The organism is Delftia tsuruhatensis NBRC 16741 (assembly GCF_001571325.1).
Taxonomy (GTDB): Bacteria; Pseudomonadota; Gammaproteobacteria; order Burkholderiales; family Burkholderiaceae_C; genus Comamonas; species Comamonas tsuruhatensis.
Map to the genome: position 1 here is coordinate 26,114 of NZ_BCTO01000019.1, position 23,006 is coordinate 49,119.

Below are 23,006 nucleotides of genomic sequence, written 5' to 3' on the forward strand. Positions count from 1 at the left end.
TCAGCCCTTTGTATCAAAGCGCCGAAGGCTATCAAAATCATAGTATCACGAGATCTTCCGATCCGCATGACACCGCCGCTGCCGCTATTCCCGGTGGTAGGGATGGCCGGCGTTGACCGACCAGGCACGGTACAGCTGCTCGATAAGGAGCACCCGCACCATGGCATGCGGCAGGGTCAGGTCCGACAGGCGTATGCGCTCGTGTGCGGCCTGCCTGAAGGCGGGGTCCAGACCGTCCGGGCCTCCGATGATGAGGGCCACGTCATCGCCCTCCAGCTGCCAGCCCTGCAGGCGCTGGGCCAGGGCCTTGGTCGTCAGATTGGTGCCGCGCTCATCGAGCACGACGATGCGCGTGCCGCGCGGAATGGCGGCCTCGATGCGCTTGCGCTCGGCCGCGTACAGGGTCTCGACCGTCTTGGAGCCGCGTGGCTCCGTCTTGACGGCCTTGAGCTCCACCTTGAGTTCCGGAGGAAAACGCTTGGCGTAGTCGTCGTAGGCTGTCTGCGCCCAGTCGGGCACATGCTGGCCCACGGCCACGATCAACAGCTTCATGCAGCGTCAGCCCTGAACCGCTCAGGCCTTGGCGCGGGGAGCGCGCTTGGCTGCCGGCTTGGCGACAGGCTTGGCAGCGGCGCCAGCCTTGGCCTTGGCGGGGGCGCGGTTGACCACCACGGTCTTGATGGCCTTGGGCGCCGCCGTCTTGCCGGCCGGCGACTTGGCTGCGGCCGACTTCACAGCAGCCGACTTTGCGGCGGCCGGCTTTGCCGCTGCGGAACGGGGTGCAGCGGCCTTGGCAGGGGCCGCCTTCTTGGCAGCGGGCTTCTTGGCGGCGGCGGAGGCTGCGCCAGAAGCGGCCTTCTTGGCTGCAGGCTTGGCAGCGGTTGCCGCCGCCTTCTTGGTTGCAGCCTTCTTGGCCTTTTCTTCCGCCTTGTCGGTGGCAGCCGAGCGCGTGGGCTTGGGAGCGCCCAGCTTCAGGCGCACAGGCGTCTCGCCCCAGATCTCTTCCAGGCGGTAGTACTGGCGGATGGCCGGCTGCATGACATGGACCACGGCCTGGCCGCAGTCCACGATGATCCACTCGCCGTTTTCTTCGCCTTCCTGGCGCGGCACGGGGAACCCGGCCTGCTTGACGGCGTCGCGCACGCTGGAGGCCAGCGCCTTGGTCTGGCGGTTGGAGGTGCCCGCAGCCACGATCACGCGCTCGAACAGCGGCGAGAGCTTTTCGGTATTGAAGACCTGGATGTCTTGGGCCTTGACGTTTTCGAGGCCGTCAACAATGGCGCGTTGCAGCTTGGTCACGTCGCGCTTGGCTGCGGAATCCGATTTGGTGGAAGTGGTCATCAGGCGGTGATCAATGGAATAGGAATGGGATCAATATAGCGCGAGCGCCGTGCGGCCCGTAGAGGGCTGGGCTGTAGCGGCGCTCCAAAATGCATGGAGTTCGCCCACAGATCGCCGGAAGATTTCGCGCCGAAGAAAGTGGAGAACGCAGCCAACGCTGCGCCTCAAGCTATTGAAATTATAGTTTTGCCGCCTATTCCCTTGCACGCGCGGATTTCGCCACGCCGCTCGGGAGGGCGGCTCTCGGGCTCAAAGCCAGTCGCGGGGCACCAGGAATTGCTCCAGCAAAGCGCGCTCGGGGGTGCCGGGCGCGTCCTCGCGCTGGTAGCTCCAGCTCGCATGCGGTGGCATGGACAGCAAGATGGACTCCGTACGCCCGCCGGACTGCAGGCCGAAGTGCGTGCCCCGGTCCCAGACCAGGTTGAACTCCACATAGCGGCCGCGGCGGTAGCGCTGGAAATCGACCTGCTGCTGCCCGTAGTCCATGGCCTGGCGGCGCTCGACGATGGGAAGGTAGGACTCCAGAAAGGCATCGCCCACCGAACGCAGCATGTCGAAACTGCGCGCCTGGCCCAGTTCCGAGAAGTCGTCGAAGAAGATGCCGCCGATGCCGCGCTGCTCGTTGCGGTGCTTCAGGCGGAAGTACTCGTCGCACCAGGTCTTGAAGCGCGGGTAGAGCGTGTCGCCAAAAGGCGCCAGCGCATCGCGGCAGACGCGGTGAAAGTGCTGTGCATCTTCCTCGAAGCCGTAGACCGGCGTCAGGTCCATGCCGCCGCCGAACCAGCAGGTGGGTTCGTTGCCCGGCTGCCCTGCCGCACCTGAGCCGGCCGCACCTGAGCCGGCTGCAATCATTCGCACATTCATGTGCACCGTAGGCACAAAAGGATTGCGCGGATGGAAGACCAGGGACACGCCCATGGCCTCGAACGGCGCACCGGCCAGCTCAGGCCGGTGCTGCGTGGCCGAGGGCGGCAGCTGCGGCCCGCGCACATGCGAGAAGCCGCAGCCCGCGCGCTCGAACACGCGGCCGCCTTCCATGATGCGGGTGATGCCATCGCCCTGCAGGCGCTCGCCGGGGCCCTTGCTCCAGGCGTCGGACAGAAAGCGTGCACCGCCCTCGCCTTCCACCTGTTCCAGCGCCTGCGTGATGCGGGCCTGCAGGCCCGTCAGGTACTCGCGCACCTGGGCCACGGGCAGCGCCTGCCCGGTCGATTGCTCTGCCATGGACTCAGTTCTTCACGGCACGGAAGCCGATGTCGCGGCGGTACTGGGCACCATCGAAATGGATGCCGCGCGCCACGTCATAGACCTTTTGCTGGGCCTGCTTGACGCTGTCGGCCAGCACGGTGACGCACAGTACGCGGCCACCGCTGGTGACGGGAACGCCATCCTTGAGCTGGGTGCCGGCATGGAAGACCATGGCATCGGCGGCGTCCTGCGGCAGCCCGCTGATGGCATCGCCCTTGCGCGGGTCCTCGGGGTAGCCTGCTGCGGCCATGACCACGCCCAGCGCCGTGCGGCGGTCCCATTGCAGCTCGACCTGGTCGAGCTTGGCATCGGTGGCCGCCAGCATGACGTCCACCAGATCGCTCTTGAGACGCATCATGATGGGCTGGGTCTCGGGGTCGCCCATGCGGCAGTTGAACTCCAGCGTCTTGGGATGGCCGGATGCATCGATCATCAGGCCCGCATACAGGAAGCCGGTGTAGGGAATGCCGTCCTTTTCCATGCCGCGGATGGTCGGCAGGATGATCTCGCGCATGGCGCGGGCATGCACGTCGGCCGTGACCACGGGCGCGGGCGAGTAGGCGCCCATGCCGCCCGTGTTCGGGCCCTGGTCGCCGTCCTTCAGGCGCTTGTGGTCCTGGCTGGTCGCCAGGGCCAGGACGTTCTTGCCGTCGCACAGCACGATGAAGCTGGCTTCCTCGCCGGCGAGGAATTCCTCGATCACCACGCGGGCACCGCCGTCGTTGTGGGCCACGCCGTACTTGTTGTCCACGAGCATGAAGTCCACGGCGTCGTGGGCTTCCTGCAGCGTTGTCGCAACGACCACGCCCTTGCCTGCGGCCAAGCCATCGGCCTTGACCACGATGGGCGCACCCAGGCGATCCACATAGGCGTGGGCAGCAACCGGGTCGGTGAAAGTCTCGTAGAGCGCCGTGGGGATGCCGTGGCGCGCCATGAAGTCCTTGGAAAACGCCTTGGAGCTTTCCAGCTGGGCGGCCGCCTTGGAGGGGCCGAAGATGCGTAGGCCATGGGCACGGAACTCATCGACCACGCCGGCCGCCAAAGGCGCCTCGGGGCCGACCACGGTCAGCGCGACCTTCTCGGCCTGCGCCCACTCGCGCAGCGCCTGCGGGTCGGTGATGTTGAGGTTCTCCACCTTGCCGCCGGCCAGGCCCGTGCCACCGTTGCCGGGGGCCACATAGACCTTGGTCGATTTCGGCGATTCAGCCAGTTTCCACGCCAGGGCGTGCTCGCGGCCTCCGCCACCAATCACAAGAATTTTCATAGTTCAGCGTTGTGGTAGACGTCCTGTACGTCATCCAGGTCTTCGATCATGTCCAGCAGCTTTTGCATGCGGGCTGCGTCATCGCCTTGCAGGGCGATGGTGTTTTCCGGGCGCATGGTGACTTCAGCCACCTCCGGCGTCAGGCCCTTGGCCTGCAGCGCGTCGCGCACGGTTTCGAACTCTGCGGGTGCGGTCAGCACCTCGATGGCCCCCTCATCATCGGTGATCACGTCCTCGGCACCGGCCTCCAGCGCCACTTCCATGATCTGGTCCTCGTCGCTTCCGGGAGCGAAGATCAGTTGTCCGACATGCTTGAACTGGAAGGACACGGAACCCTCCGTGCCCATGTTGCCACCGTACTTGCTGAAGGCATGACGCACATCCGCCACAGTGCGCACGCGATTGTCGGTCATGGTGTCCACGATGATCGCCGCTCCGCCAATGCCGTAGCCTTCGTAGCGGATTTCCTCGTAGGTCACGCCTTCGAGATTGCCCGTGGCCTTGTCGATGTTGCGCTTGATGTTGTCGGCCGGCATGTTGGCCGCCTTGGCCTTTTCCACCGCCAGGCGCAGGCGCGGGTTGGCGCTGAGATCGCCCCCTCCCGTGCGTGCCGCCACCATGATTTCACGGATGATGCGAGTCCAGACCTTGCCGCGCTTTTCGTCCTGGCGGCCTTTGCGGTGCTGGATATTGGCCCATTTACTGTGTCCTGCCACAGGCTGTCCTTTGATATTGATTTAACCTTGCGGCTGGGATTTTACTTTTGACCGCATGCTCCCCCGAGGAAACCCGAAATGGCCGCTCCACTTCTGATCGCTCGCCACTCTGCCACAGAATGCCTGCTGCTGCCCGCACTGGCCAATCGACATGGCCTGATCACCGGCGCCACGGGCACCGGAAAGACCGTGACGCTGCAGAAAATGGCGGAAGGCTTCTCCGAAATCGGCGTGCCGGTGTTCATGGCCGACATCAAGGGCGACCTGTCGGGCATCAGCCAAAGCGGCAGCACGGGCGCCAAGATGGCGGCTTCGCTGCAGGAGCGCGGCATCGAGATTCCCCAGCCCCTGGCCTGCCCCACCACGCTGTGGGACGTGTTCGGCGAGCTGGGCCATCCGGTGCGCGCCACGGTTTCGGACATGGGGCCGCTGCTGATCGGGCGCATGCTGGCCCTGAACGACACGCAGATGGGCGTGCTCAACCTGGTCTTCAAGATTGCCGACGACAACGGACTGCTGCTGCTGGACCTCAAGGACCTGCGGTCCATGCTCCAGCACGTGGGCGACAACGCCAAGCAGTTCACCACCGAGTACGGCAACATCAGTGCCGCCAGCGTGGGGGCCATACAGCGCGGGCTGGTGGCCATCGAGTCGCAGGGCGGCGACAAATTCTTTGGCGAGCCCATGCTCGACATCAACGACCTGATGCAGACCGATGCAGGCGGCAAGGGCGTGGTCAACATCCTGGCGGCCGAGAAGCTGATGAATTCGCCGCGCCTGTACTCCACCTTCCTGCTGTGGATGCTGTCCGAGCTGTTCGAGCGCCTGCCCGAGATCGGCGACCCCGACAAGCCCAAGCTGGTCTTCTTCTTCGACGAGGCCCACCTGCTGTTCAACGATGCACCCAAGGTGCTGCTCGAACGCATCGAGCTGGTGGTGCGCCTGGTGCGCTCCAAGGGCGTGGGCGTGTATTTCGTCACGCAAAACCCGATGGACGTGCCCGACACCGTGCTGGCCCAGCTGGGCAATCGCGTGCAGCATGCGCTGCGCGCCTTCACGCCGCGCGACCAGAAGGCCGTCAAGGCCACGGCCACCACGATGCGGCCCAAGCCGGGGCTGGACATCGAGGCCGCCATCACGGAGCTGGCCGTGGGCGAGGCCCTGGTGAGCTTCCTCGATGAAAAGGGCCGCCCCGGCATCACCGAACGCGCCTATGTCATTCCACCGGGCAGCCAGATCGGTCCGATCAGCGAGGAGCAGCGCAAGGTCTTGCTGGCGCAATCGCTGGTGGCAGGTGTCTATGAAAAGGCGGTGGACCGCGAATCGGCCTACGAAGTGCTGCGCGGACGCACGGCAGCATCCGGCGACGGGGCCTCGCCGGCAGGCCCTGCCGGAGCCGCACCCGCCGCCAGCGAAGGCGGCGGCGCCATGATGGACGGGCTCAAGGACCTTCTGTTCGGCACCACAGGCCCGCGCGGAGGCAAGCACGACGGCCTGGTTCAGACCATGGCCAAGTCCACCATGCGCACCATGGGCAATTCGCTGGGCAAGGAAATCCTGCGCGGCGTGCTCGGCGGCATCCTGGGCAACAAGAAGCGCTGAAGCGCTGGCGCACCGGCACTGCGCCGCATCAAACACCATAGCACCCAGCCGTTGCCATGCAACGGCTGGCGCATTTCAGGGCGCTGAAAGCCTGCGCATGCGGCTATGATCGAAACCGCCTCCATCCACTTTGCGGAACCGCACGCCATGACGACGAACAGCCCTCCCTCGCTGCCCACCTATGACGACGTTGCCGCCGCAGCCGGCCGGCTGGAGGGCGTGGCCCACCGCACCCCCATACTGCGCAGCCGCACCGCCGACGAGCTGCTGGGCGCCCAGCTGTTCTTCAAGTGCGAGAACCTGCAGCGCACGGGTGCCTTCAAGATACGCGGCGCCTACAACGCGCTGTCGCAGTTCACGCCCGAGCAGCGCAAGCGCGGCGCCCTGGCCTTCTCTTCGGGCAACCATGCCCAGGCCGTGGCCCTGGCCGCGCAGATGCTGGACATGCCCGCGCTCATCGTCATGCCCGAGGATGCGCCTGCCTCCAAGATGGCGGCCACCCGCTCCTACGGCGCCCAGGTCGTGACCTATGACCGCTTCACCGAGGACCGCGAAGCCATCTCCCGGCGCCTGGCCGACGAGCGCGGCATGACGCTGATCCCGCCGTTCAACCACCGCGACGTGATTGCCGGCCAGGGCACGGCGGCCAAGGAATTGTTCGAGGAGGTGCCCGATCTGGACTACCTGTTCGTCTGCCTGGGCGGCGGCGGCCTGCTGTCGGGCAGCCTGCTGGCAGCCGGACAGCTCTCCCCGCGCTGCAAGGTCTATGGCGTCGAGCCCCAGGCCGGCGACGATGCCCGCCAGTCGCTGCGCGCAGGCCGGATCGTGCAGATTCCCACGCCCCACACCATTGCCGACGGCGCGCAGACCCAGTCCATCGGCGATATCACATTCGCCATCATCCGCGAGCATGTCGAAGATATCCTGGCCGTGGCGGACGAGCATCTGGTGCAGGCCATGCGCTTTTACGCGGAACGCAAGAAAATCGTGGTCGAACCCACGGGTGCGCTCTCGCTGGCGGGCGCCCTGCATGGCGGGGTTGCGCTGTCGGGCGCACGCGTGGGCATTCTCATCAGCGGCGGCAATGTGGACCTGGCGCGCTACGCGCGCTTTCTGCACGACTGAACCGACCCCTGGCGCCGGCCCCAAAATACCGGCGCCCTTTTTTCCAGAAGAAAACCATGAGTACTCTGCACCTGATCGACCACCCGCTGGTCCAACACAAGCTCACGCTGATGCGCCGCAAGGAAGCCAGCACCAACAGCTTCCGCCGCATGCTGGGCGAGCTGTCCACGCTGATGGCCTACGAGATCACGCGTGACATGCCGCTGCAGGACATCGAGATCGAGACCCCGCTGGAGACCATGACCGGCAAGGTCATCGACGGCAAGAAGCTGGTGCTGGTGTCCATCCTGCGCGCCGGCAACGGTTTCCTCGACGGCATGCTCAACGTCGTGCCCGGCGCGCGCATCGGCCACATCGGCCTGTACCGCGACCCCGAGACGCTGCAGCCCGTCGAGTACTACTTCAAAATGCCCTCCGAGATGGAAGAGCGCGACGTGCTGGTCGTCGATCCCATGCTGGCCACGGGCAATTCGGCCGCCGCCGCCGTGGCGCGCCTGAAGCAGCTGAACCCGAAGTCCATCAAGTTCATGTGCCTGCTGGCCGCGCCCGAAGGCGTGGCCACCATGCAGAAGGCCCATCCCGACGTGGACATCTACACGGCCGCCGTGGACCGCCAGCTGGACGCCCACGGCTACATCCTGCCGGGCCTGGGCGACGCGGGCGACCGAATCTTCGGCACCAAGTGAGCCGCCGGGCGCTGGGCGCCTGCACCCACAAAAAAGCCGCACGATGTGCGGCTTTTTTGCTTGGCAGCGGGGACAGCGTCATCAATCCACCAGGCCCGCGTAGACGTTCTGCACGTCATCGTCGTTCTCGATGCCGGCCAGGAAGTCCTGCACTTCCTCCTGCTGCTCAGCCGACAGGCTGGCCATGCTGACCGGCGTCTTGGCCTTGTAGCCCAGCTTGGCCGACAGCACCTTGAAGCCCTGGGCCGGCAGCGCCTTGCTCACGGTATCGAGGTCGGTGGGGTCGGTGATGAACAGCGTCGTGCCCTCTTCCTCGCCGGGCTCGAAATCCTGTGCACCGGCCTCGATGGCGGCCAGTTCGGCATCGGCGCCGCCTTCGGGCTCGCCTTCGATCATGCCCACATGGTCGAAGTCCCAGGCCACGGCCGTCATCTGGCCCTTGCGGAAACACACGCGCATGTTGGGCGCCGTGCGGTTCACGTTGTCGGTCAGGCACTCGATCATCACCGGCACGCGGTTGGGGCCGTAGCCTTCATAGACCACGCGCTCGTAGTTGACGGCATCGGCACCCACGCCCGAGCCCTTCTTGATGGCACGCTCGAGCGTGTCCTTGGGCATGGAGGCCTTGCGTGCGGCTTCCACCGCCATGCGCAGGCGCGAGTTGCCTGCCGGATCGGCGCCGGCGCGCGCCGCGACGATGATTTCCTTGACAAGCTTGCCAAACAGCTTTCCCTTGGCGTCGGCGACCAGCGCCTTGCCCTTTGCTTTCCATTGCGCGCCCATGGCTGCTTTTCCCTTGCGGATTCTCTGGTGGGTAGGAGGCGCCGCCGCCCGCCCCCGCAGGGACCCGGCCCGGCGCCGAAAGAGCGCTGTTTATACACCCGCGCAAGTGGCTGCGCGGGCTTTTTGCGCAGTGGTTGACAGGTCGCCGCAGGCTCTGGTGGCGTCGTGCATGATGCTGGCTTGTGCGAAGCCCCCTGCCTGCGCTGCACCGCCGCCGACGTCAACTGCGGTGCATCCGGCTTCCCGTCTTGTCCCCTCATCACAGGAGCATCGGCATGCCGCCATCCCTATCCGCCGCCCTCGCCATCAGCACCCTGGGCCTGTCCGGCGCACTGTGGGCCGCCAGCCCCAACCTCTCCACAGAAATCGTCGCCGAAGGCCTGGAGCACCCCTGGGCCATGGCTTTCCTGCCGGATGGGCGCTACCTGGTGACCGAGCGGCCGGGCCGCATGCGCATCGTGCAGGGCGACGGAAGGCTGGGCGCTCCCCTGGCGGGCCTTCCGGCCGTGGAGGCCGCAGGCCAGGGCGGCCTGCTGGACGTGGTGCTGGACAGCGACTTCGCGCGCAACCGCCAGCTGTACTTCTGCTACTCCGAGCCCGGCAGCGGCGCCGACAGCGGCAAGAACAGCACGGCGCTGGCCAGCGCCCGGCTGTCCGACGATGCCAGCCGGCTGGAGCAGGTGAAAATGCTGTTCTCGCAGCGCCCCAGGTACGCTAGCGCATTGCATTTCGGCTGCCGCATCGTGGAGCGTAGGGTGGACGGCAAGAGCGATGGCACGCTGTTCCTGGCGCTGGGCGAGCGCTCGCGCTACAAGGAAGAGGCCCAGAACCTGCAAAGCCACCTGGGCAAGATCGTGCGCATTGCCAAGGACGGCAGCGTACCCAGGGACAACCCCTTTGTCGGCCGCGCGGATGCCTGGCCCGAGATCTGGAGCTACGGCCACCGCAACGCCCAGGGCGCGGCGCTGGCGCCCGATGGCAGCCTGTGGATGCATGAGCACGGCCCGCAGGGCGGCGACGAGGTCAACCGGCCCGAGCCCGGCAAGAACTACGGCTGGCCCGCGATCACCTACGGCGAGAACTATGGCGGCGGCAAGATCGGCGCCGGCATCACGCGCAAGGAGGGCATGGAGCAGCCGCTGCACTACTGGGTGCCGTCGATCGCCCCCTCAGGCATGGCCTTTGTGACCAGTGACCGGTATGGGGCGCAATGGAAGGGATCGCTGGTCGTGGGCTCGCTCAAGTTCCAGCGGCTGGAGCGCCTGACGATCAGGTCCGGCAAGGTGACGGCCAGCGAGCAGGTGCTGCCGCGCCTGGGCCAGCGCGTGCGCGATGTGCGCCAGGGACCGGACGGCTGGCTTTACCTGCTGACGGACGCCCAGGGCGGGCAGTTGCTGCGCGTCACCGCCACGCCCTGAGTCCCGTCACGCGCGGCGGCTCACTGCACGGTGATGCCGTTGGCCTTGACCACGGCATCCCAGCGCTCGCGCTCGGCGGCCACGAAGCCCGTGAAGGCGGCGGAGGAACTGCCCACGGGCGTCAGGCCCAGTTTCTCCAGGCTGGCGCGCGTGGCCGGCAGGGCCAGGGCCTTTTGCACCAGGTCCTGCAGCTTCTGCACGGTCTCGGGCGCGGTGCCGGCGGGCAGGAAGAAGCCGTTCCACTCCGTGACCTCGAAGCCCTTGATGCCGCTTTCCGCCACCGTGGGCACGTCGGGCAGGTCCGGCATGCGCTTGGCCGAGGACACGGCCAGCGCCTTGAGCTTGCCGCCCTTGACATAGTTGATGCTGGAGGCGGCGTTGGCAAAGTACACATCGACCTGGCCGCCCATGACATCGACGATGGCGGGCGCCCCGCCCTTGTAGGGAACGTGGACGGCATCGAACTTGGCGTCTGCCTTGAGCAGTTCCGTCGCCATCTGGGCCAGGCTGCCCGGGCCGTAGGAGGCATAGGTGAGCCTGCCGGGCTTTTGCCGCGCGGCATTCATGAAGTCGGCCAGGCTGTTGTAGGGCGAGGACGGCGCCGCCACGAGGATGTTGGGCACGCTGATGGCCTGGGACACGGCAATGAAGTCCTTGGCCGGGTCATAGGGCAGCTTGCGCAACGCGGGGTTGATGGCGAAGGACGATGCGTCATACAGCACCGTATAGCCGTCGGCCTTGGCACGCGCCACGAGGGCGGCGCCGATGGCGCCGCTGGCGCCGGCCTTGTTGTCCACCACCACGGTCTGGCCCGAGACCTCGCCCAGCGCCTTGGCGATGATGCGCGCCGCATTGTCCGCACCGCCGCCGGCCGAGAACGGCACGACGACCGTGATGGCCTGCGCGGCCGGATAGTCGGCCGCATGCAGCGTGCCCTGGAAAAGTCCCAGTCCCAGGCCCAGCCCCAAGGCCAGCACCGTCATGGCGGGCCGCAATGTCTTGATCTTCTTCACGTTTCTGTCTCCTGTTGCTCCATGGTGAAAACCTGGGCTGCGAGGCTTGCGTGCCCCGCGCCCTCAATCGAATCCGTACAGCTCGGCGGCGTTGTCCACCAGCACGCGGGCGCGCAGCGCCGCATCGGAAATCCAGCGTGACAACAAGGCCAGCAGCATCGGGGTCTGCGGCGGATGGGCAGCTTCGGTGACATGGGGCCAGTCGCTGCCCCAGACCAGGCGCTGCGGGGCCTCGGCCACCCAGGCCTGCGCCAGCGCGTCGCAGTCGGCATAGCCTGCGGCCAGGCCCGCCCGGCTGTTCAGATACGGGCCCGAGAGCTTGACCCAGGCCCTGCCCTGCTGCACCAGCCCACGGACCACACCGAAGGCGGGCTGGTGCACGCCTGCGCCGTCAGTGCTGTCAGCCAGCCGCGCCATGTGGTCGAACACCAGGGTGCATGGCAGCCGCTGCAGCAGCGCCGCATGGGCCTCGATCTGGCTGGCCAGCCAGTGCAGCTGCACATGCCAGCCCAGCGCGGCAATGCGCTCGGCCAACGGCTCCAGCATGTCCAGCCGCACGGCTGCATCGTGCTCGGTATGCAGCGAAAAGCGGATGCCGCGAATGCCGCCGTCATGCAGCGCCTGCAACTGGGCGTCGGTGATCTCGGGGTGCACTACGGCAATGCCGCGCGTGCTTGCTGCGCCCAGCGACTGGATGGCGTGCAGCGTGGCCCGGTTGTCCGTGCCATGCGCACGCGGCTGGACGATGACGGCGCGCTCCAGCCCCATGGCGCCGCGCAGCTGCGCATAGTCGGCCGCCGTGGCATGGGCGCGCATGGCCTGCGGAGCCTCGGCCCAAAAACGCGTACCAAAGCGCGGATCGAAGACGTGCAGATGGGCGTCGCAGGCGCCTGCGGGCAGTGCCTGCATCAACAGCCCTCTTGCGCGGCGGCCTTCAGGGCCTCGGTATGCTGGCCCAGCGTGGGCGCGGCAAAGGCCGGCGGGCCGGGCGTGCGGTCGAACTCCACGGCGCCGGCAAAGCCCCGGTAGCTGCCCAGGGTCGGGTGCTCGAAGCGGGTGACCATGCCCTCGGCCTGCACCTGCGGGTCGTCGAACATGTCTTCCACCGTGCGCGCCGCCGCGCAGGGCACTTCCTCACCGAACAAGGCCTCCCATTCCAGCGCGCTGCGCCCTGCCAATGCCTGGCGCAGCAGCGGCACCAGCACGTCGCGGTGCTGGGCGCGCTTGCGCACGGAGTCGTAGCGCTCGTCGCCGGCCAGCTCGGGCAGCCCCAGCTTGCGGCACAGCGCCTCCCAGAAATGTGCGGTATTGGCCGAGATGTAGAGATGTCCTTCACGCGTCGGGTGGATGCCCGTGATGCCGCCGGAGCGCATGTCGCGCCCTACCTCGCGCGGCTCGCCCTCGGCCCAGACCATGCGTGCGGACTGCATGGTCAGTGCCGCGCGCAGCAGCGACACGCCCACATGCTGGCCCAGCCCGCTTTTCTCGCGCTCGTACAGCGCCGACGACACGCCGCCCGCCACCAGGGCCGAGGCGTAGTAGTCCACCACGGAGCCGTAGAGAATCTCGGGCGGCCCGCCAGCCTTGCCCTGCATGGCGCACATCCCGGTCATGGTCTGCAGCACCTGGTCGTAACCCGCCTTGGCCTTGAGCGGACCCCGGCTGCCGTAGCCGGTGACGCTGCAATAGACGAGGCGTGGGTTGATGGCGGCCAACTGCGCAAAACCGATGCCCAGCCGCTCGGGCACGCCGGGCCGGAAGTTGTGGACCAGCACATCGGCCTCGCGCACCAGGCGCAGCAGCACGGCGTGGTCGGCCTCGTTCTTCAGGTCCAGCACCATGCCCCACTTGCTGCGGTTCACGCCCAGGAAGGCGCGGCTTTCGGCCTCCAGCGTGGACGGGTACTTGCGCAGGTTGTCGCCCACGGGCGGCTCGACCTTGATCACCTCGGCGCCCTGGTCCGCCAGCAGCGAGCAGCCATACGGCCCCGCGATATAGGCGCTCAGGTCCAGCACGCGCACGCCGCTGAGCGGGCCTTTCGGCCCCTGGCGTTCACCGGGCACAAAACTCATTCGTTTCTCCTGATAGGGAAGCGGGAACGCCTGGGGCGCCTCCCGCGAGCGGCCGGGTTCAATCGGCCTGGATATTGCGGTCCTTGGCGAGCTGCTTCCAGCGCGCCACGTCGCTGCGGATCACCTGTGCGAACTGCTGCGGCGTCACGGGGTTGGCAATGGCGCCTTCGCGCAGGAAGCTGGCCTGGATGGTCGGCTTGGCCAGCACCTGGTTCACGGCCTGGTTGAGGCGGTCCACGATGTCGGCTGGCGTGCCCGCAGGCGCCAGCAGCCCCCACCACAGATCGAATTCGTAGCCCGGGATGGCCGTTGCCATGGGCGTCAGGTCCGGCGCAATGGGGCTGGGCTTGAGACTGGTGATGCCGATGGCGCGCAGCTTGCCGTTGCGCACCATGGGCAGGATGGACGGGCCACTGGAGACCAGCATCTGCACCTGGTTGCCGATCACATCGGTCACGGCCGGACCCTGGCCCTTGTAGGGCACATGCATGATGTCCATGCCCGGCACCATGGAGCGCATCATCTCGGTCGCGAAGTGGTTGATGCTGCCGGTGCCCGAGGTGGCGTAGTTGAACTGGCCCGGGCTGGCCTTGATGGCGCGCACCAGATCCTGCGGCGTCCTGGCCGGGAATTCGTTGTTCACGGCCACCACCAGCGGGCCCTTGGCAAACATGGCCACGGGCGCCAGGTCCTTGACGGGATCGAAGGGCATCTTGGCCTGCACCGCGGCATTCGTGGTCACGCTCGACGACACCGCCACCAGCGTGTAGCCGTCTGCCGCCGCCTTGGCCACCGAGGCCGTGCCGGTGTTGCCGCTGGCACCGGGCCGGTTGTCCACGATCACGGTCTGCTTGAGCAGATCGCCCATTTCCTTGGCCACCTGGCGTGCGAACACATCGTTGGAGCCTCCCGGCGGATAGGGAACCACCATGGTGATGGCCTTGGACGGGAAGGCGCCCTGCGCCATCAATCCCGGCGAAGCCAGCCCGGCCAGCGTGGCCACCGTTGCCGTGGCCGCCAGCGCCGCCAGCTTGCGCCGCGTGCGGCAATGCGAAATGCTCATGTCTTTGTCTCCTGTACTGCTTCTTGTCGTTGTGGTGCCCGGCATGCAGGACGCCGGTACACCGGAATGCCAGAACCCTATTCAGGCCACCAGCAGCCCCTGTGCATGCGCCGCAGCCACGATGGCCTGGGCACGCAGCACAAAGGGCTTGTCCACCATCTTTCCGTCCACCACATAGGCGCCCAGCGCATTGGCGTCAGCCTCGCGGGCCGCCTGGACCACCTTCAGCGAGTGGGAAATCTCCTGCTCGGTCGGCTGGTAGACCGCATTGGCCAGCGCAACCTGGCTGGGGTGTATGCACGTCTTGCCCAGAAAGCCCAGGCCGCGCGACAGCCGCGCCTCGGCGCTGAAGCCGTCGCTGTCGCGGATGTCGGCAAAGGCGCCGTCATAGGCATAGATGCCTGCCTCGGCAGCGGCCATGCGCACGGCAAGCAGCACCTGGGCAATGGCGGCGGGCTCGCGCCGGTTCACGCCAAAGGGCTCGAACAGGTCGCCCAGCCCCATCTGCAGGCCGGCCACGCTGGCGTGGGCGCTGGCCAGTTCGGCAGCGCAGCGCAGGGCGCGGGGTGTTTCGATGTTGAGCAGCAGGCCAGGCGCCTGGGGCACGCCGTTGGCATCTGCCGCCTCGGCAATGCGCTGTGCGGCCTCGCGCACCTGCTGCACGGTCTCGGGCTTGGGCAGGTTGATGAGGTGCACGCCGTCGCGCACCATCTCGGCGATGTCGGCGCCGAAATGCGGCGTATCCATGGCGTTGACACGCACGATCAGCGTCTTGCCGTGGCCCCGGCTTTCAGGGCTGAGCAGGAAGCTGCGCAGCAGGCCGCGCGCCTCGTCCTTGCGGGCTTCGGCCACCGCGTCCTCCAGGTCGAAGGACAGCGCGTCGGCCTCGCCGGCCAGTGCCTTGGCGAACAGCTCGGGACGCGATGCGGGAACAAACAGTTTGCTTCTCATGGCCCGCATTGTGGGCGGCAGAAAGCCAAGAGAAACACATGTAATATTTGTTCAAACCACACAAATTCTTTGTTTATGGAAACCAGCTACCTGCACAGCTTCCTGCTTGTGGTGGAGACCGGCTCCATGGCCGAGGCCGCGCGGCGCCTGGATATCACGGCCGCCGCCGTGGCCCAGCAGATCCGCATCCTCGAGCGCGAGTTCGACGCACCCCTGCTGGCCCGCGCAGGCCGCACCGTGCTGCCCACCCCGGCCGGCCACCGCCTGGCCCAATCCGCGCCGCAGTTGCTGCGCGAACTGGCCAATGCCAAGACCCATGTCAGCCAGGAAGGCACGGCCGGGGAACTGGTCATAGGCACCATCAACACGGCGCTGCACAGCCTGCTGCCCGACATCCTGGCCGGCTTCGTGAAGAAGTGCCCTGACGCCAAGGTGTTCCTGCGGTCGGCCACCACGCGCGAGCTGTACGAGGCCGTGCGGCAGGGCGAGCTGGATGCGGCGGTCTGCCTGCACCCCTCGTTCGCCCTGGCCAAGACCTTCGACTGGACACTGCTGCGCGAGGAGCCGCTGGTGCTGCTGGTGCCGCGCCAGCTGGCGCACCTGGACCCGCACACGCTGCTGCGCACCCAGCCGCTGATCCGCTATGACCGCAGCCTGGGCGGCGGCCAGATGGTGGAGCGCTACCTGCGCGCCGCGCAGATCGCTCCACAGGAGCGCTTTGAACTGAGCTCGCTGGTGGCGATTGCCATGATGGTGGACAGGGGCCTGGGCGTCTCCCTGGTGCCCGACACGGCCCTGAACCTGCCCGATGGCCAGGGCGTGGTGCGGCTGGCCCTGCCCGAGGAATCGCAGTCGCGGCGCTTCGGTGTGATGTGGCTGCGCTCTTCGGCACGCCTGCCGCTGATCCACAAGCTGGTGGAATGCGCGCGCACCGTGGTCAGGCAGCGCGGCGGTCCTCGCGCTGCCGCACGCGCAGCAACCAGGTCACCATAGTCCGCACCTTCAGGACTCCGCCACGGCCGCCGTGGCAACCAGGTCCTGGAACCTGCGCAGCACCGCAGAAGCATCGCCCACGCGCGTGGCCAGATGCAGCGGAGCGGCCAGCCCCGGGCATTGCGACAGCGTGCGGTAGGCAATGCCGTCGCTGCGCAGGCGCCGCATGGAGGCCGGCACGATGGACAGCCCCAGCCCTGCCGAGACCAGGCTCAGCGTCGCCGTCATGCGCGGCGCCTCCTGCACCACGCGCGGGCTGAAACCGGCCTCCAGGCAGGCCTTGAGAATGGCGTCGTACAGGCCCTGCCCTACCCTGCGCCGGTACAGCACGAAATCCTCCGAGGCGAGCTGCGGCAAAGGCACGGGCCGGCGCAATGGGCGTGCCAGCGCATGCCCTGCAGGCAGGGCCAGCAGCATGGGCTCCTCCAGAATCGGCACAGCCTGCAGCCCCTGGCTGCCATGCAGGGGCGAGCGCACAAAGGCCGCGTCCAGCCGCTCTTGCAGCAATGCATCCATGAGCTCGCCCGTGCCCGCCTCCTCCAGCGCCACCGCGACGCCGGGCACCTGCTGGCGGAACATGCGCAGCACGCCGGGCACAAAGGGATGCAGTGCGGCAGAGCTGGTGAAACCCACGGCCAGCCGGCCCGTCTCGCCGCGGGCGGCACGGCCCACCACTTCGGCCAGCCCATCGGAGCGGGCAAGCAGCGCCCTGGCCTCTTCCAGCAGCGCCAGCCCCGCCGCCGTGGGCCGCACGCCGCGCGGCAGGCGCTGCACCAGCTCCACGCCCAATTCGTGCTCAAGGCCCTGCAGCAATCGCGTCAGCGGCGGCTGCTGCATGCCCAGGCGCTCGGCCGCACGCGTGATGTGGCCTTCCTCGGCGATGGCGACAAAGGCGCGCAGTTGGCGAAGCTCGGGCACATCAATACTTTCAAGGTATGGGAAGGCTTCGATTGTGGCATTTGCAATCATGAATGGACGGATTTACGCTCGCGCCCCACAAACACACCTACCTGAAAGGCAACACGATGACCTGGTCCGCAAAGCAGTACACAACGTTCGAGCAGGAACGCACCCGCCCCGTGCGCGACCTGGTGGCCGCCATTCCCGATCTGCCTGGCCACGCCGTGCGGCTGGCCGTGGACCTGGGCTGCGGCCCCGGCAACTCCACCGAGGTCCTGGCCCAGCGCTTCCCCGGCGCCACCGTGACGGGACTGGACAATTCCGAGGACATGCTGGATGCCGCACGCAAGCGGCTGCCGGGCACGGCCTTCTGCCTGGCCGACATCGCCACCTGGCAGCCCGACCAGCCGCAGGACGTGATCCTGGCCAATGCCTCGCTGCAGTGGCTGCCCGACCACCAGCAGCTTTACCCGCGCCTTGTCAGCCACCTGGCACCCGGTGGCAGCCTGGCCGTGCAGACACCGGACAACCTGGAAGAACCGGCCCACCGGCTGGCGCGCGAAGTGGCTGCCAGCGGCCCCTGGGCCGCCACGATTGGCGATGTGCGCCACCCCGCACGTCACAGCGCGGACTTCTACTACGCCCTGCTTCGCCCGCACTGCAGCAACGTCGATGTCTGGCGCACCACCTACTTCCACCCGCTGGCGGGCGGCCATGCCGCGGTGGTTGAGTGGTTCAAGGGTTCGGCGCTGCGTCCCTTCGTCGCGCCGCTGGACGAGGAGCAAAAGGCCGGCTTCTACGCAGCGTATCTGCAGGCCATCTCCCAGGCCTACCCCGCGCTGGACGATGGCACGGTGCTGCTGCCCTTCCCCAGGCTGTTCATCGTGGCCAGCCGCTGAAGCAGCGCGCCTTCGGCCCTCAGCGCGCCGGATGCAACTCGATGAGATCCCACAGATTGCCGTAGAGGTCTTCGAACACGGCCACGGTGCCGTGGGGCTTGCGCTGGGGATCCTGCACAAAGCGCACGCCGCGCGAGCGGTAGGCCTCGAAGTCGCGCAGGCAGTCGTCTGTCTGCAGGAACAGGAACACGCGCCCGCCCGCCTGGTTGCCCACGCGCGCGGCCTGTTCCTCATTCGTGGCGCGGGCCAGCAGCAGGCGCACACCGCCGCCACCGGGAGCCACGGTGACCCAGCGCTTGCCCTCGGACAGGGCGGCGTCCTCGATCAGCACGAAGCCCAGCGCGCCCACATAAAAGCGCAGCGCCTCGTCATAGTCGCGCACGGCGACGCTCACCTGTCCTATCACCTGGGGCATGGAATCCTTTGCAGCAATGGTGCGGTCCTCGGACCGCGGGGCCGCGAGGATAACGGAGCCCTGTCAATGCCCTGCCGCCCTGGCCCGTAAGCCCTGCGGCTGGCCCCACAATGGCGGCTTGCAATTGCCTCGTGAGGGACGGGAATCCATGCTGAATGCCTTGTGGCTGGGCTTTTTTCTGGTGGCGGCCGTGGCTGCGCTGGCCCAATGGCTGGTCGGTGGCCAGGCCGGGATTTTCTCGGCCATGGTGCAGGCGCTGTTTGCCATGGCCAGGCTGTCGGTCGAGGTCATGGTGCTGCTGTTCGGCACGCTGACGCTGTGGCTGGGCTTTCTGCGCATCGCAGAGAAGGCCGGCGTGGTGGAGTGGCTGGCGCGCGTGCTGGGCCCGTTGTTCGCCAGGCTCATGCCCGAGGTGCCGCGCGGCCATCCGGCCCTGGGCCTGATCACGCTGAACTTCGCGGCCAACGGGCTGGGACTGGACAACGCGGCCACGCCCATGGGCCTGAAGGCCATGCGCTCGCTGCAGGAGCTCAATCCCCGGCCCGACACCGCCACCAATGCGCAGATCCTGTTCCTGGTGCTCAATGCGTCGTCGCTGACCTTGCTGCCCGTGACCATCTTCATGTACCGCATGCAGCAGGGTGCGCCCGATCCCACCCTGGTCTTTCTGCCGATCTTGCTGGCCACCTCGGCCTCGACCCTGGTCGGCCTGCTGGCCGTGGCCGCCGTGCAGAGGCTGCCGCTGTGGAGCCCCGTGGTGCTGGGCTATCTGCTGCCGCTGGGCCTGGCGCTGGCGGGCTTCATGGCCTTTCTGGCCACGCTGTCGGCGGCCGCACTGGCCCAGCTGTCATCGCTGCTGGGCAACCTGACGCTGTTTGCCCTGATCGTGCTGTTCGTCACCCTGGGCGCCTGGCGCAAGGTCGCGGTCTACGACAGCTTCATCGAGGGCGCCAAGGAAGGCTTTGACGTGGCCAAGGGCCTGCTGCCCTACCTGGTGGCCATGCTCTGCGCCGTGGGCGTGTTCCGCGCATCGGGCGCGCTGGAGTATGCGCTGTCGGGCATACGCTGGGTGGTCGATGCCATGGGCATGGACGCCCGCTTCGTGGACGCCCTGCCCACGGCCCTGGTCAAACCCTTCTCGGGCAGCGCGGCGCGCGCCATGCTGATCGAGACCATGCAGACCCAGGGCGTGGACAGCTTCGCCGCCCTGGTGGCCGCCACCATCCAGGGCAGCACCGAAACCACCTTCTACGTCCTGGCCGTCTACTTCGGCGCCGTGGGCATACAGCGTGCCCGCCACGCCGTGCCCTGCGCCCTCATCGCCGAACTGGCCGGCGTGGTGGCGGCCATCGTGGTCTGCTACAAGTTCTTTGGCTGAAGGCACAAATGGGCGCTGCGCCTGAAGCCGACGCGGCCCAAGGCGAGGAAGACCGAGCAAGTGCCTACGCCGGCCGCCCCGCCGCGAGGGTGTCGCACCTCTCGGGAGAAGCCGCGCAGCGGCTCAGGGGGAACTAAAGTTCCGGCATGATCGCCTCGGCATAGTCATACAGCGCCCCCAGGATCTCCTCGCCGCGCTCGTCGGCAGTTTCCGATAGCTGATCGACCATGGCAAACATCTGCTCGGCCGTGCGTGCGCCGCCCTTGCCTTCGATCAGGCAGGCCGCGCAGTGCTGCAGCCAGCGCTGGCGCTCGGCCGGGTTCAGGCTGGCGGGGAAATTGCGGGCGCGGTAGCGGAACAGCAGCTCGGTCAGGCGTGCATCGTCGAAGCCCGTGCGGTCCAGCGCCAGCTCCTGCGCGGACAGGCTGCGCAGGTGGTTCAGGCGGCGCCGGTCCTCATTGCCCACGAAACCGCCGTACAGGTCCTGGTCGGCATCCAGCCCTTCCTGCGCAGGGCGCTGGTGAACGGCACGCCACAGCGCGCTCATGTCGGGCAGGTCCCGTGCAATGGCCGCATGGCCCATGCACTGCTCCACATCGATGCCCCATTGCGCGGCCATGGCCGGGCTCAGCGTCTTGAGGCTGCCGACCACCATGGGCGACTTGTTGACGTGGATGCTCTTGATGGGCAGGCGCTGCATGCCTTCGGGCAGGTCGGCCGCGCGCGAGAACAGGCGCAGGCGCAGCGTGTCCACGTCGATGGAGGCCAGCTCGGACGGGTCCTGCGCCAGATCCCAGCAGATGATCTCGTTCTTGTTGGTGGGGTGCGTGGCCAGCGGCCACATGACGGCGATGCAGCCGCGCTCGGGCCGGATCATGCCGCTGACGTGCAGGAAGGGCCTGGCATGCGCCGGCTCGGCCGGCAGGCCCATTTCCTGCAGCACACGGTCCTTCTTGTGCAGCGAGAAGGCGAAGTCGAACAATCTGGGCTGGACCTTGCGGATCAATCGGGCCAGCCCGATGGTGGCACGCACGTCGGACAGGGCATCGTGCGCCTTCTCGTGCAGCAGGCCGTTGGCGCGGGCCAGGTCCTCGAGCTTGAAGCTTGGAGATCCATCCTCCTTTTTCGGCCAGACAATGCCTTCTGGGCGCAGCGCATAGACCATGCGCACCACGTCGAGCAGATCCCAGCGCCCGCAGCCGTTTTGCCATTCGCGCGCATAGGGGTCGATGAGGTTGCGCCAGAACATGAAGCGCGTGATCTCGTCGTCAAAACGGATGGTGTTGTAGCCCACGCCCACGGTGCCGGCCTGGGCCAGTTCTGCCTCGATGCGGGCGGCGAACTGGGCCTCGGGCATGCCCTGCTCCAGGCATTGCTGGGGCGTGATGCCGGTGATCAGGCAGGACTGCGGATCGGGCAGGTAGTCGCCTGCCGGCTGGCAATACCACATGACGGGCTCGCCGATTTCATTGAGTTCCGCATCCGTGCGGATGCCCGCGAATTGCGCGGGCCGGTCATAGCGCGGCTGGGCGCCGAAGGTCTCGTAGTCGTGCCAGAAGAAGGTATGGGCCATCGGGCGAGTATGCCTGCGAAAAAAGTGCGTCCGGACATCACAGCAAGGGTGAGCAAAGGCGCGCGCCGGAGTCGAACAGGCGCAGTGCGAAGCCCAGGTCGCGCTTGAAATGCACGCGCTGCGCCTGCTCCAAGTCCAGCTCGAACTGGCGCGCCAGGTCGCCATTGAGCTGGGGCCCGTAGGCGATGGCGCAGACTTCGTAGTTCAGGAAGAAGCTGCGGTAGTCGAAGTTGGCCGTGCCGATGATGGAGATGCTGCCGTCCACCACCAGCGTCTTGGAGTGCAGCATGCGCGCCTTGTATTCGTAGACGCGCACGCCGCAGCGGATCAGTTCGTCGTAGTAGGAGCGCGCGGCCGCCGTAACAAGGGCCGAATCGGAGCGGCGCGGCACCAGCAGCTGCACATCCACGCCGCGCAGCGATGCATTGGTGAGCGCGGCCAGCGCGGCCTCCGTGGGAACGAAGTACGGCGTGGTCAGCCAGACACGCTCCTCGGCCGCGTTGATGGCCGCAAGATGGGCGCGGTAGATGGCCTGCAGGCCGTTGTCGGGGCCGGAGGTGATGACCTGCACGGGCAGCGGGCCCTCGGGCGCGTCCGGCAGCAGCAGGTCGATGTCGGCGGGCTCGCTCTTGGGGTCCTTTTCGAGGGCGTAGGCCCAGTCCTCGAGGAACACGGTCTGCAGCCAGTTGACGATGGCGCCCTCCAGGCGCAGGTGCACGTCGTGGTAGGCATCGGGCATGACACGCGCGTTCTCTTCGTCGGTCACGTTGACGCCGCCCGTGAAGCCCACCTTGCCGTCGCACACCAGGATCTTGCGGTGGGTGCGGAAGTTGATGACCGGGCGCAGCCGCCGGCCGATCTTGGTGCCATGGAACAGCGCGACCTCGGCGCCCGCATCCTCCAGCGGCTGCAGAAAGCGCCGCCCCAGCTTCTTGGAGCCCAGGGCATCCACCAGCAGGCGCACCTGTATGCCTGCGCGGGCCCGCTGTATCAGCAGGTCGCGCAGGGCCGTGCCGGTCTGGTCGGGCTCGAAGATGTAGTACTCGAGGTGGATGTGGTGGCGTGCGGCATTCACCGCATCGATGATGGCGTCGAAGGTGGCCGCGCCACCGACCAGCAGCCGCAGGTCGGTGGCCGTGCTCACCGGAAAGTCGCTGGTGGCGGCCACCAGACGCGCGACCTGGTGCAGGCGCTCGGGACTGCCGGGCATGCGCTCGCGCAGCCGCTGCACGCCTGTTCGCACACGCGATGTCTTTCGCGCACGCAGCCGCTTGATGCGCTGGCGCTTGAGCCGCTGCGGGCCGAAGAAATAGTAGATGGCCAGCCCGCCCACGGGAATCGCCGCCATGGACAGCAGCCAGCTCAGCGTGGCCACGGGTGCGCTGCGCTGCAAAAGGATCCACACCGCGACGATCACCACATAGACCGACCAGGTCACCGACAGCAGCAGCAGCGCATTCTCATGGGTCAGGTACTGACGAAGCCACTCCACAAAGACTCCTTCGGGCGGATCAAAGAAAAAGCCGGCAGCCCGGGGGGCTGTCGGCTTGCGCGATGGGCATCAGG

Annotated in this window: 22 protein-coding genes; 7 read left to right on the forward strand and 15 right to left on the reverse strand. The window is 67.4% G+C overall.

Features of this window, described 5'->3' with window-relative positions; genetic code table 11:
• Positions 1-84 precede the first annotated feature (84 nt).
• The 5 genes from rlmH to DTS01S_RS08150 form a co-directional block, all read right to left on the reverse strand.
• Positions 85-552: a 23S rRNA (pseudouridine(1915)-N(3))-methyltransferase RlmH gene (gene rlmH, locus DTS01S_RS08130; protein ID WP_012205361.1), complete on the reverse strand. Its 468-nt coding sequence runs from the start codon at positions 550-552 to the stop codon at positions 85-87.
• Between the two features lie 21 nt (positions 553-573).
• Entirely contained in the window at positions 574-1,341 is a 768-nt protein-coding gene (gene rsfS, locus DTS01S_RS08135) for a ribosome silencing factor (protein WP_016446885.1), read from the reverse strand.
• A gap of 249 nt (positions 1,342-1,590) precedes the next feature.
• Entirely contained in the window at positions 1,591-2,565 is a 975-nt protein-coding gene (gene hemF / locus DTS01S_RS08140) for an oxygen-dependent coproporphyrinogen oxidase (RefSeq protein ID WP_016446884.1), read from the reverse strand.
• 4 nt (positions 2,566-2,569) lie between these two features.
• Positions 2,570-3,853: a phosphoribosylamine--glycine ligase gene (gene purD, locus DTS01S_RS08145; protein WP_012205358.1), complete on the reverse strand. Its 1,284-nt coding sequence runs from the start codon at positions 3,851-3,853 to the stop codon at positions 2,570-2,572.
• Positions 3,850-4,569 (reverse strand): YebC/PmpR family DNA-binding transcriptional regulator, encoded by a 720-nt coding sequence (locus DTS01S_RS08150; protein WP_012205357.1) that lies wholly within the window; start codon positions 4,567-4,569, stop codon positions 3,850-3,852. The genes purD and DTS01S_RS08150 overlap by 4 nt, the downstream gene beginning before the upstream one ends.
• A gap of 78 nt (positions 4,570-4,647) precedes the next feature.
• Here DTS01S_RS08150 and DTS01S_RS08155 point away from each other — a divergent pair, with 78 nt between their 5' ends.
• The 3 genes from DTS01S_RS08155 (at position 4,648) to upp (ending at position 7,982) form a co-directional block, all read left to right on the forward strand.
• A complete protein-coding gene (locus tag DTS01S_RS08155) occupies positions 4,648-6,171 on the forward strand; it encodes a helicase HerA-like domain-containing protein (RefSeq protein ID WP_016446883.1) in 1,524 nt (507 codons plus the stop codon).
• A 147-nt stretch (positions 6,172-6,318) separates the two neighbouring features.
• Complete coding sequence (locus DTS01S_RS08160) at positions 6,319-7,296, forward strand: threo-3-hydroxy-L-aspartate ammonia-lyase (protein ID WP_026062217.1); 978 nt, start codon at positions 6,319-6,321, stop codon at positions 7,294-7,296.
• Between the two features lie 56 nt (positions 7,297-7,352).
• Positions 7,353-7,982: a uracil phosphoribosyltransferase gene (gene upp, locus DTS01S_RS08165; RefSeq protein ID WP_012205354.1), complete on the forward strand. Its 630-nt coding sequence runs from the start codon at positions 7,353-7,355 to the stop codon at positions 7,980-7,982.
• An 81-nt stretch (positions 7,983-8,063) separates the two neighbouring features.
• Here upp and DTS01S_RS08170 read toward each other — a convergent pair whose 3' ends face one another.
• Positions 8,064-8,765 carry a YebC/PmpR family DNA-binding transcriptional regulator gene (locus DTS01S_RS08170; RefSeq protein WP_016446881.1) on the reverse strand — a complete coding sequence of 234 codons (702 nt, stop codon included), beginning with the start codon at positions 8,763-8,765 and terminating at the stop codon, positions 8,064-8,066.
• 275 nt (positions 8,766-9,040) lie between these two features.
• Here DTS01S_RS08170 and DTS01S_RS08175 point away from each other — a divergent pair, with 275 nt between their 5' ends.
• Positions 9,041-10,183 (forward strand): PQQ-dependent sugar dehydrogenase, encoded by a 1,143-nt coding sequence (locus DTS01S_RS08175; RefSeq protein WP_017404799.1) that lies wholly within the window; start codon positions 9,041-9,043, stop codon positions 10,181-10,183.
• Between the two features lie 20 nt (positions 10,184-10,203).
• Here the strand turns inward: DTS01S_RS08175 and DTS01S_RS08180 are convergent, their stop codons facing one another.
• From DTS01S_RS08180 to DTS01S_RS08200, 5 genes are all read right to left on the reverse strand, one after another.
• Positions 10,204-11,196 (reverse strand): tripartite tricarboxylate transporter substrate binding protein, encoded by a 993-nt coding sequence (locus DTS01S_RS08180; protein ID WP_082774886.1) that lies wholly within the window; start codon positions 11,194-11,196, stop codon positions 10,204-10,206.
• A 63-nt stretch (positions 11,197-11,259) separates the two neighbouring features.
• Positions 11,260-12,105 carry an amidohydrolase family protein gene (locus tag DTS01S_RS08185; RefSeq protein WP_017404798.1) on the reverse strand — a complete coding sequence of 282 codons (846 nt, stop codon included), beginning with the start codon at positions 12,103-12,105 and terminating at the stop codon, positions 11,260-11,262.
• Complete coding sequence (locus DTS01S_RS08190; RefSeq protein ID WP_017404797.1) at positions 12,105-13,268, reverse strand: CoA transferase; 1,164 nt, start codon at positions 13,266-13,268, stop codon at positions 12,105-12,107. The genes DTS01S_RS08185 and DTS01S_RS08190 overlap by 1 nt, the downstream gene beginning before the upstream one ends.
• A gap of 58 nt (positions 13,269-13,326) precedes the next feature.
• The gene (locus tag DTS01S_RS08195) at positions 13,327-14,331 is read right to left on the reverse strand and encodes a tripartite tricarboxylate transporter substrate binding protein (RefSeq protein ID WP_017404796.1); all 1,005 of its coding nucleotides are present in this window, start codon (positions 14,329-14,331) and stop codon (positions 13,327-13,329) included.
• 81 nt (positions 14,332-14,412) lie between these two features.
• Positions 14,413-15,282 carry an HpcH/HpaI aldolase/citrate lyase family protein gene (locus tag DTS01S_RS08200; protein ID WP_017404795.1) on the reverse strand — a complete coding sequence of 290 codons (870 nt, stop codon included), beginning with the start codon at positions 15,280-15,282 and terminating at the stop codon, positions 14,413-14,415.
• Between the two features lie 75 nt (positions 15,283-15,357).
• Between DTS01S_RS08200 and DTS01S_RS08205 the strand changes: the two genes are divergently transcribed.
• Positions 15,358-16,275 (forward strand): LysR family transcriptional regulator, encoded by a 918-nt coding sequence (locus DTS01S_RS08205; protein WP_016446874.1) that lies wholly within the window; start codon positions 15,358-15,360, stop codon positions 16,273-16,275.
• Between the two features lie 9 nt (positions 16,276-16,284).
• On the opposite strand, the gene DTS01S_RS08210 is transcribed toward DTS01S_RS08205, so the two are convergent.
• On the reverse strand, positions 16,285-17,193 hold the full coding sequence (locus tag DTS01S_RS08210) for a LysR family transcriptional regulator (protein WP_189354043.1): 909 nt from the start codon (positions 17,191-17,193) through the stop codon (positions 16,285-16,287).
• 107 nt (positions 17,194-17,300) lie between these two features.
• Between DTS01S_RS08210 and tam the strand changes: the two genes are divergently transcribed.
• Positions 17,301-18,074, forward strand: a complete 774-nt coding sequence (tam, locus tag DTS01S_RS08215; protein WP_026062216.1) for a trans-aconitate 2-methyltransferase — start codon at positions 17,301-17,303, stop codon at positions 18,072-18,074.
• A gap of 19 nt (positions 18,075-18,093) precedes the next feature.
• On the opposite strand, the gene DTS01S_RS08220 is transcribed toward tam, so the two are convergent.
• Complete coding sequence (locus tag DTS01S_RS08220) at positions 18,094-18,489, reverse strand: VOC family protein (protein WP_017404793.1); 396 nt, start codon at positions 18,487-18,489, stop codon at positions 18,094-18,096.
• A gap of 148 nt (positions 18,490-18,637) precedes the next feature.
• Here DTS01S_RS08220 and DTS01S_RS08225 point away from each other — a divergent pair, with 148 nt between their 5' ends.
• Positions 18,638-19,867, forward strand: coding sequence for a nucleoside recognition domain-containing protein (locus DTS01S_RS08225; RefSeq protein WP_017404792.1), 1,230 nt, complete (start codon positions 18,638-18,640; stop codon positions 19,865-19,867).
• Positions 19,868-20,000: 133 nt separating this feature from the next.
• On the opposite strand, the gene sbcB is transcribed toward DTS01S_RS08225, so the two are convergent.
• Complete coding sequence (gene sbcB, locus DTS01S_RS08230) at positions 20,001-21,440, reverse strand: exodeoxyribonuclease I (protein WP_017404791.1); 1,440 nt, start codon at positions 21,438-21,440, stop codon at positions 20,001-20,003.
• 37 nt (positions 21,441-21,477) lie between these two features.
• Positions 21,478-22,932 (reverse strand): cardiolipin synthase, encoded by a 1,455-nt coding sequence (gene cls / locus DTS01S_RS08235; protein WP_017404790.1) that lies wholly within the window; start codon positions 22,930-22,932, stop codon positions 21,478-21,480.
• Positions 22,933-23,006: the final 74 nt, after the last annotated feature.

Coding starts and splice junctions, on each gene's coding strand:
- rsfS (WP_016446885.1), bottom strand. CDS start 1,341: ATGACCACTTCCACCAAATCGGATTCCGCAGCCAAGCGCGACGTGACC.
- DTS01S_RS08185 (WP_017404798.1), bottom strand. CDS start 12,105: ATGCAGGCACTGCCCGCAGGCGCCTGCGACGCCCATCTGCACGTCTTC.
- DTS01S_RS08155 (WP_016446883.1), top strand. CDS start 4,648: ATGGCCGCTCCACTTCTGATCGCTCGCCACTCTGCCACAGAATGCCTG.
- DTS01S_RS08160 (WP_026062217.1), top strand. CDS start 6,319: ATGACGACGAACAGCCCTCCCTCGCTGCCCACCTATGACGACGTTGCC.
- DTS01S_RS08170 (WP_016446881.1), bottom strand. CDS start 8,765: ATGGGCGCGCAATGGAAAGCAAAGGGCAAGGCGCTGGTCGCCGACGCC.
- DTS01S_RS08200 (WP_017404795.1), bottom strand. CDS start 15,282: ATGAGAAGCAAACTGTTTGTTCCCGCATCGCGTCCCGAGCTGTTCGCC.
- rlmH (WP_012205361.1), bottom strand. CDS start 552: ATGAAGCTGTTGATCGTGGCCGTGGGCCAGCATGTGCCCGACTGGGCG.
- DTS01S_RS08175 (WP_017404799.1), top strand. CDS start 9,041: ATGCCGCCATCCCTATCCGCCGCCCTCGCCATCAGCACCCTGGGCCTG.
- DTS01S_RS08220 (WP_017404793.1), bottom strand. CDS start 18,489: ATGCCCCAGGTGATAGGACAGGTGAGCGTCGCCGTGCGCGACTATGAC.
- purD (WP_012205358.1), bottom strand. CDS start 3,853: ATGAAAATTCTTGTGATTGGTGGCGGAGGCCGCGAGCACGCCCTGGCG.
- tam (WP_026062216.1), top strand. CDS start 17,301: ATGACCTGGTCCGCAAAGCAGTACACAACGTTCGAGCAGGAACGCACC.
- sbcB (WP_017404791.1), bottom strand. CDS start 21,440: ATGGCCCATACCTTCTTCTGGCACGACTACGAGACCTTCGGCGCCCAG.
- DTS01S_RS08195 (WP_017404796.1), bottom strand. CDS start 14,331: ATGAGCATTTCGCATTGCCGCACGCGGCGCAAGCTGGCGGCGCTGGCG.
- DTS01S_RS08190 (WP_017404797.1), bottom strand. CDS start 13,268: ATGAGTTTTGTGCCCGGTGAACGCCAGGGGCCGAAAGGCCCGCTCAGC.
- hemF (WP_016446884.1), bottom strand. CDS start 2,565: ATGGCAGAGCAATCGACCGGGCAGGCGCTGCCCGTGGCCCAGGTGCGC.
- DTS01S_RS08205 (WP_016446874.1), top strand. CDS start 15,358: ATGGAAACCAGCTACCTGCACAGCTTCCTGCTTGTGGTGGAGACCGGC.
- upp (WP_012205354.1), top strand. CDS start 7,353: ATGAGTACTCTGCACCTGATCGACCACCCGCTGGTCCAACACAAGCTC.
- DTS01S_RS08225 (WP_017404792.1), top strand. CDS start 18,638: ATGCTGAATGCCTTGTGGCTGGGCTTTTTTCTGGTGGCGGCCGTGGCT.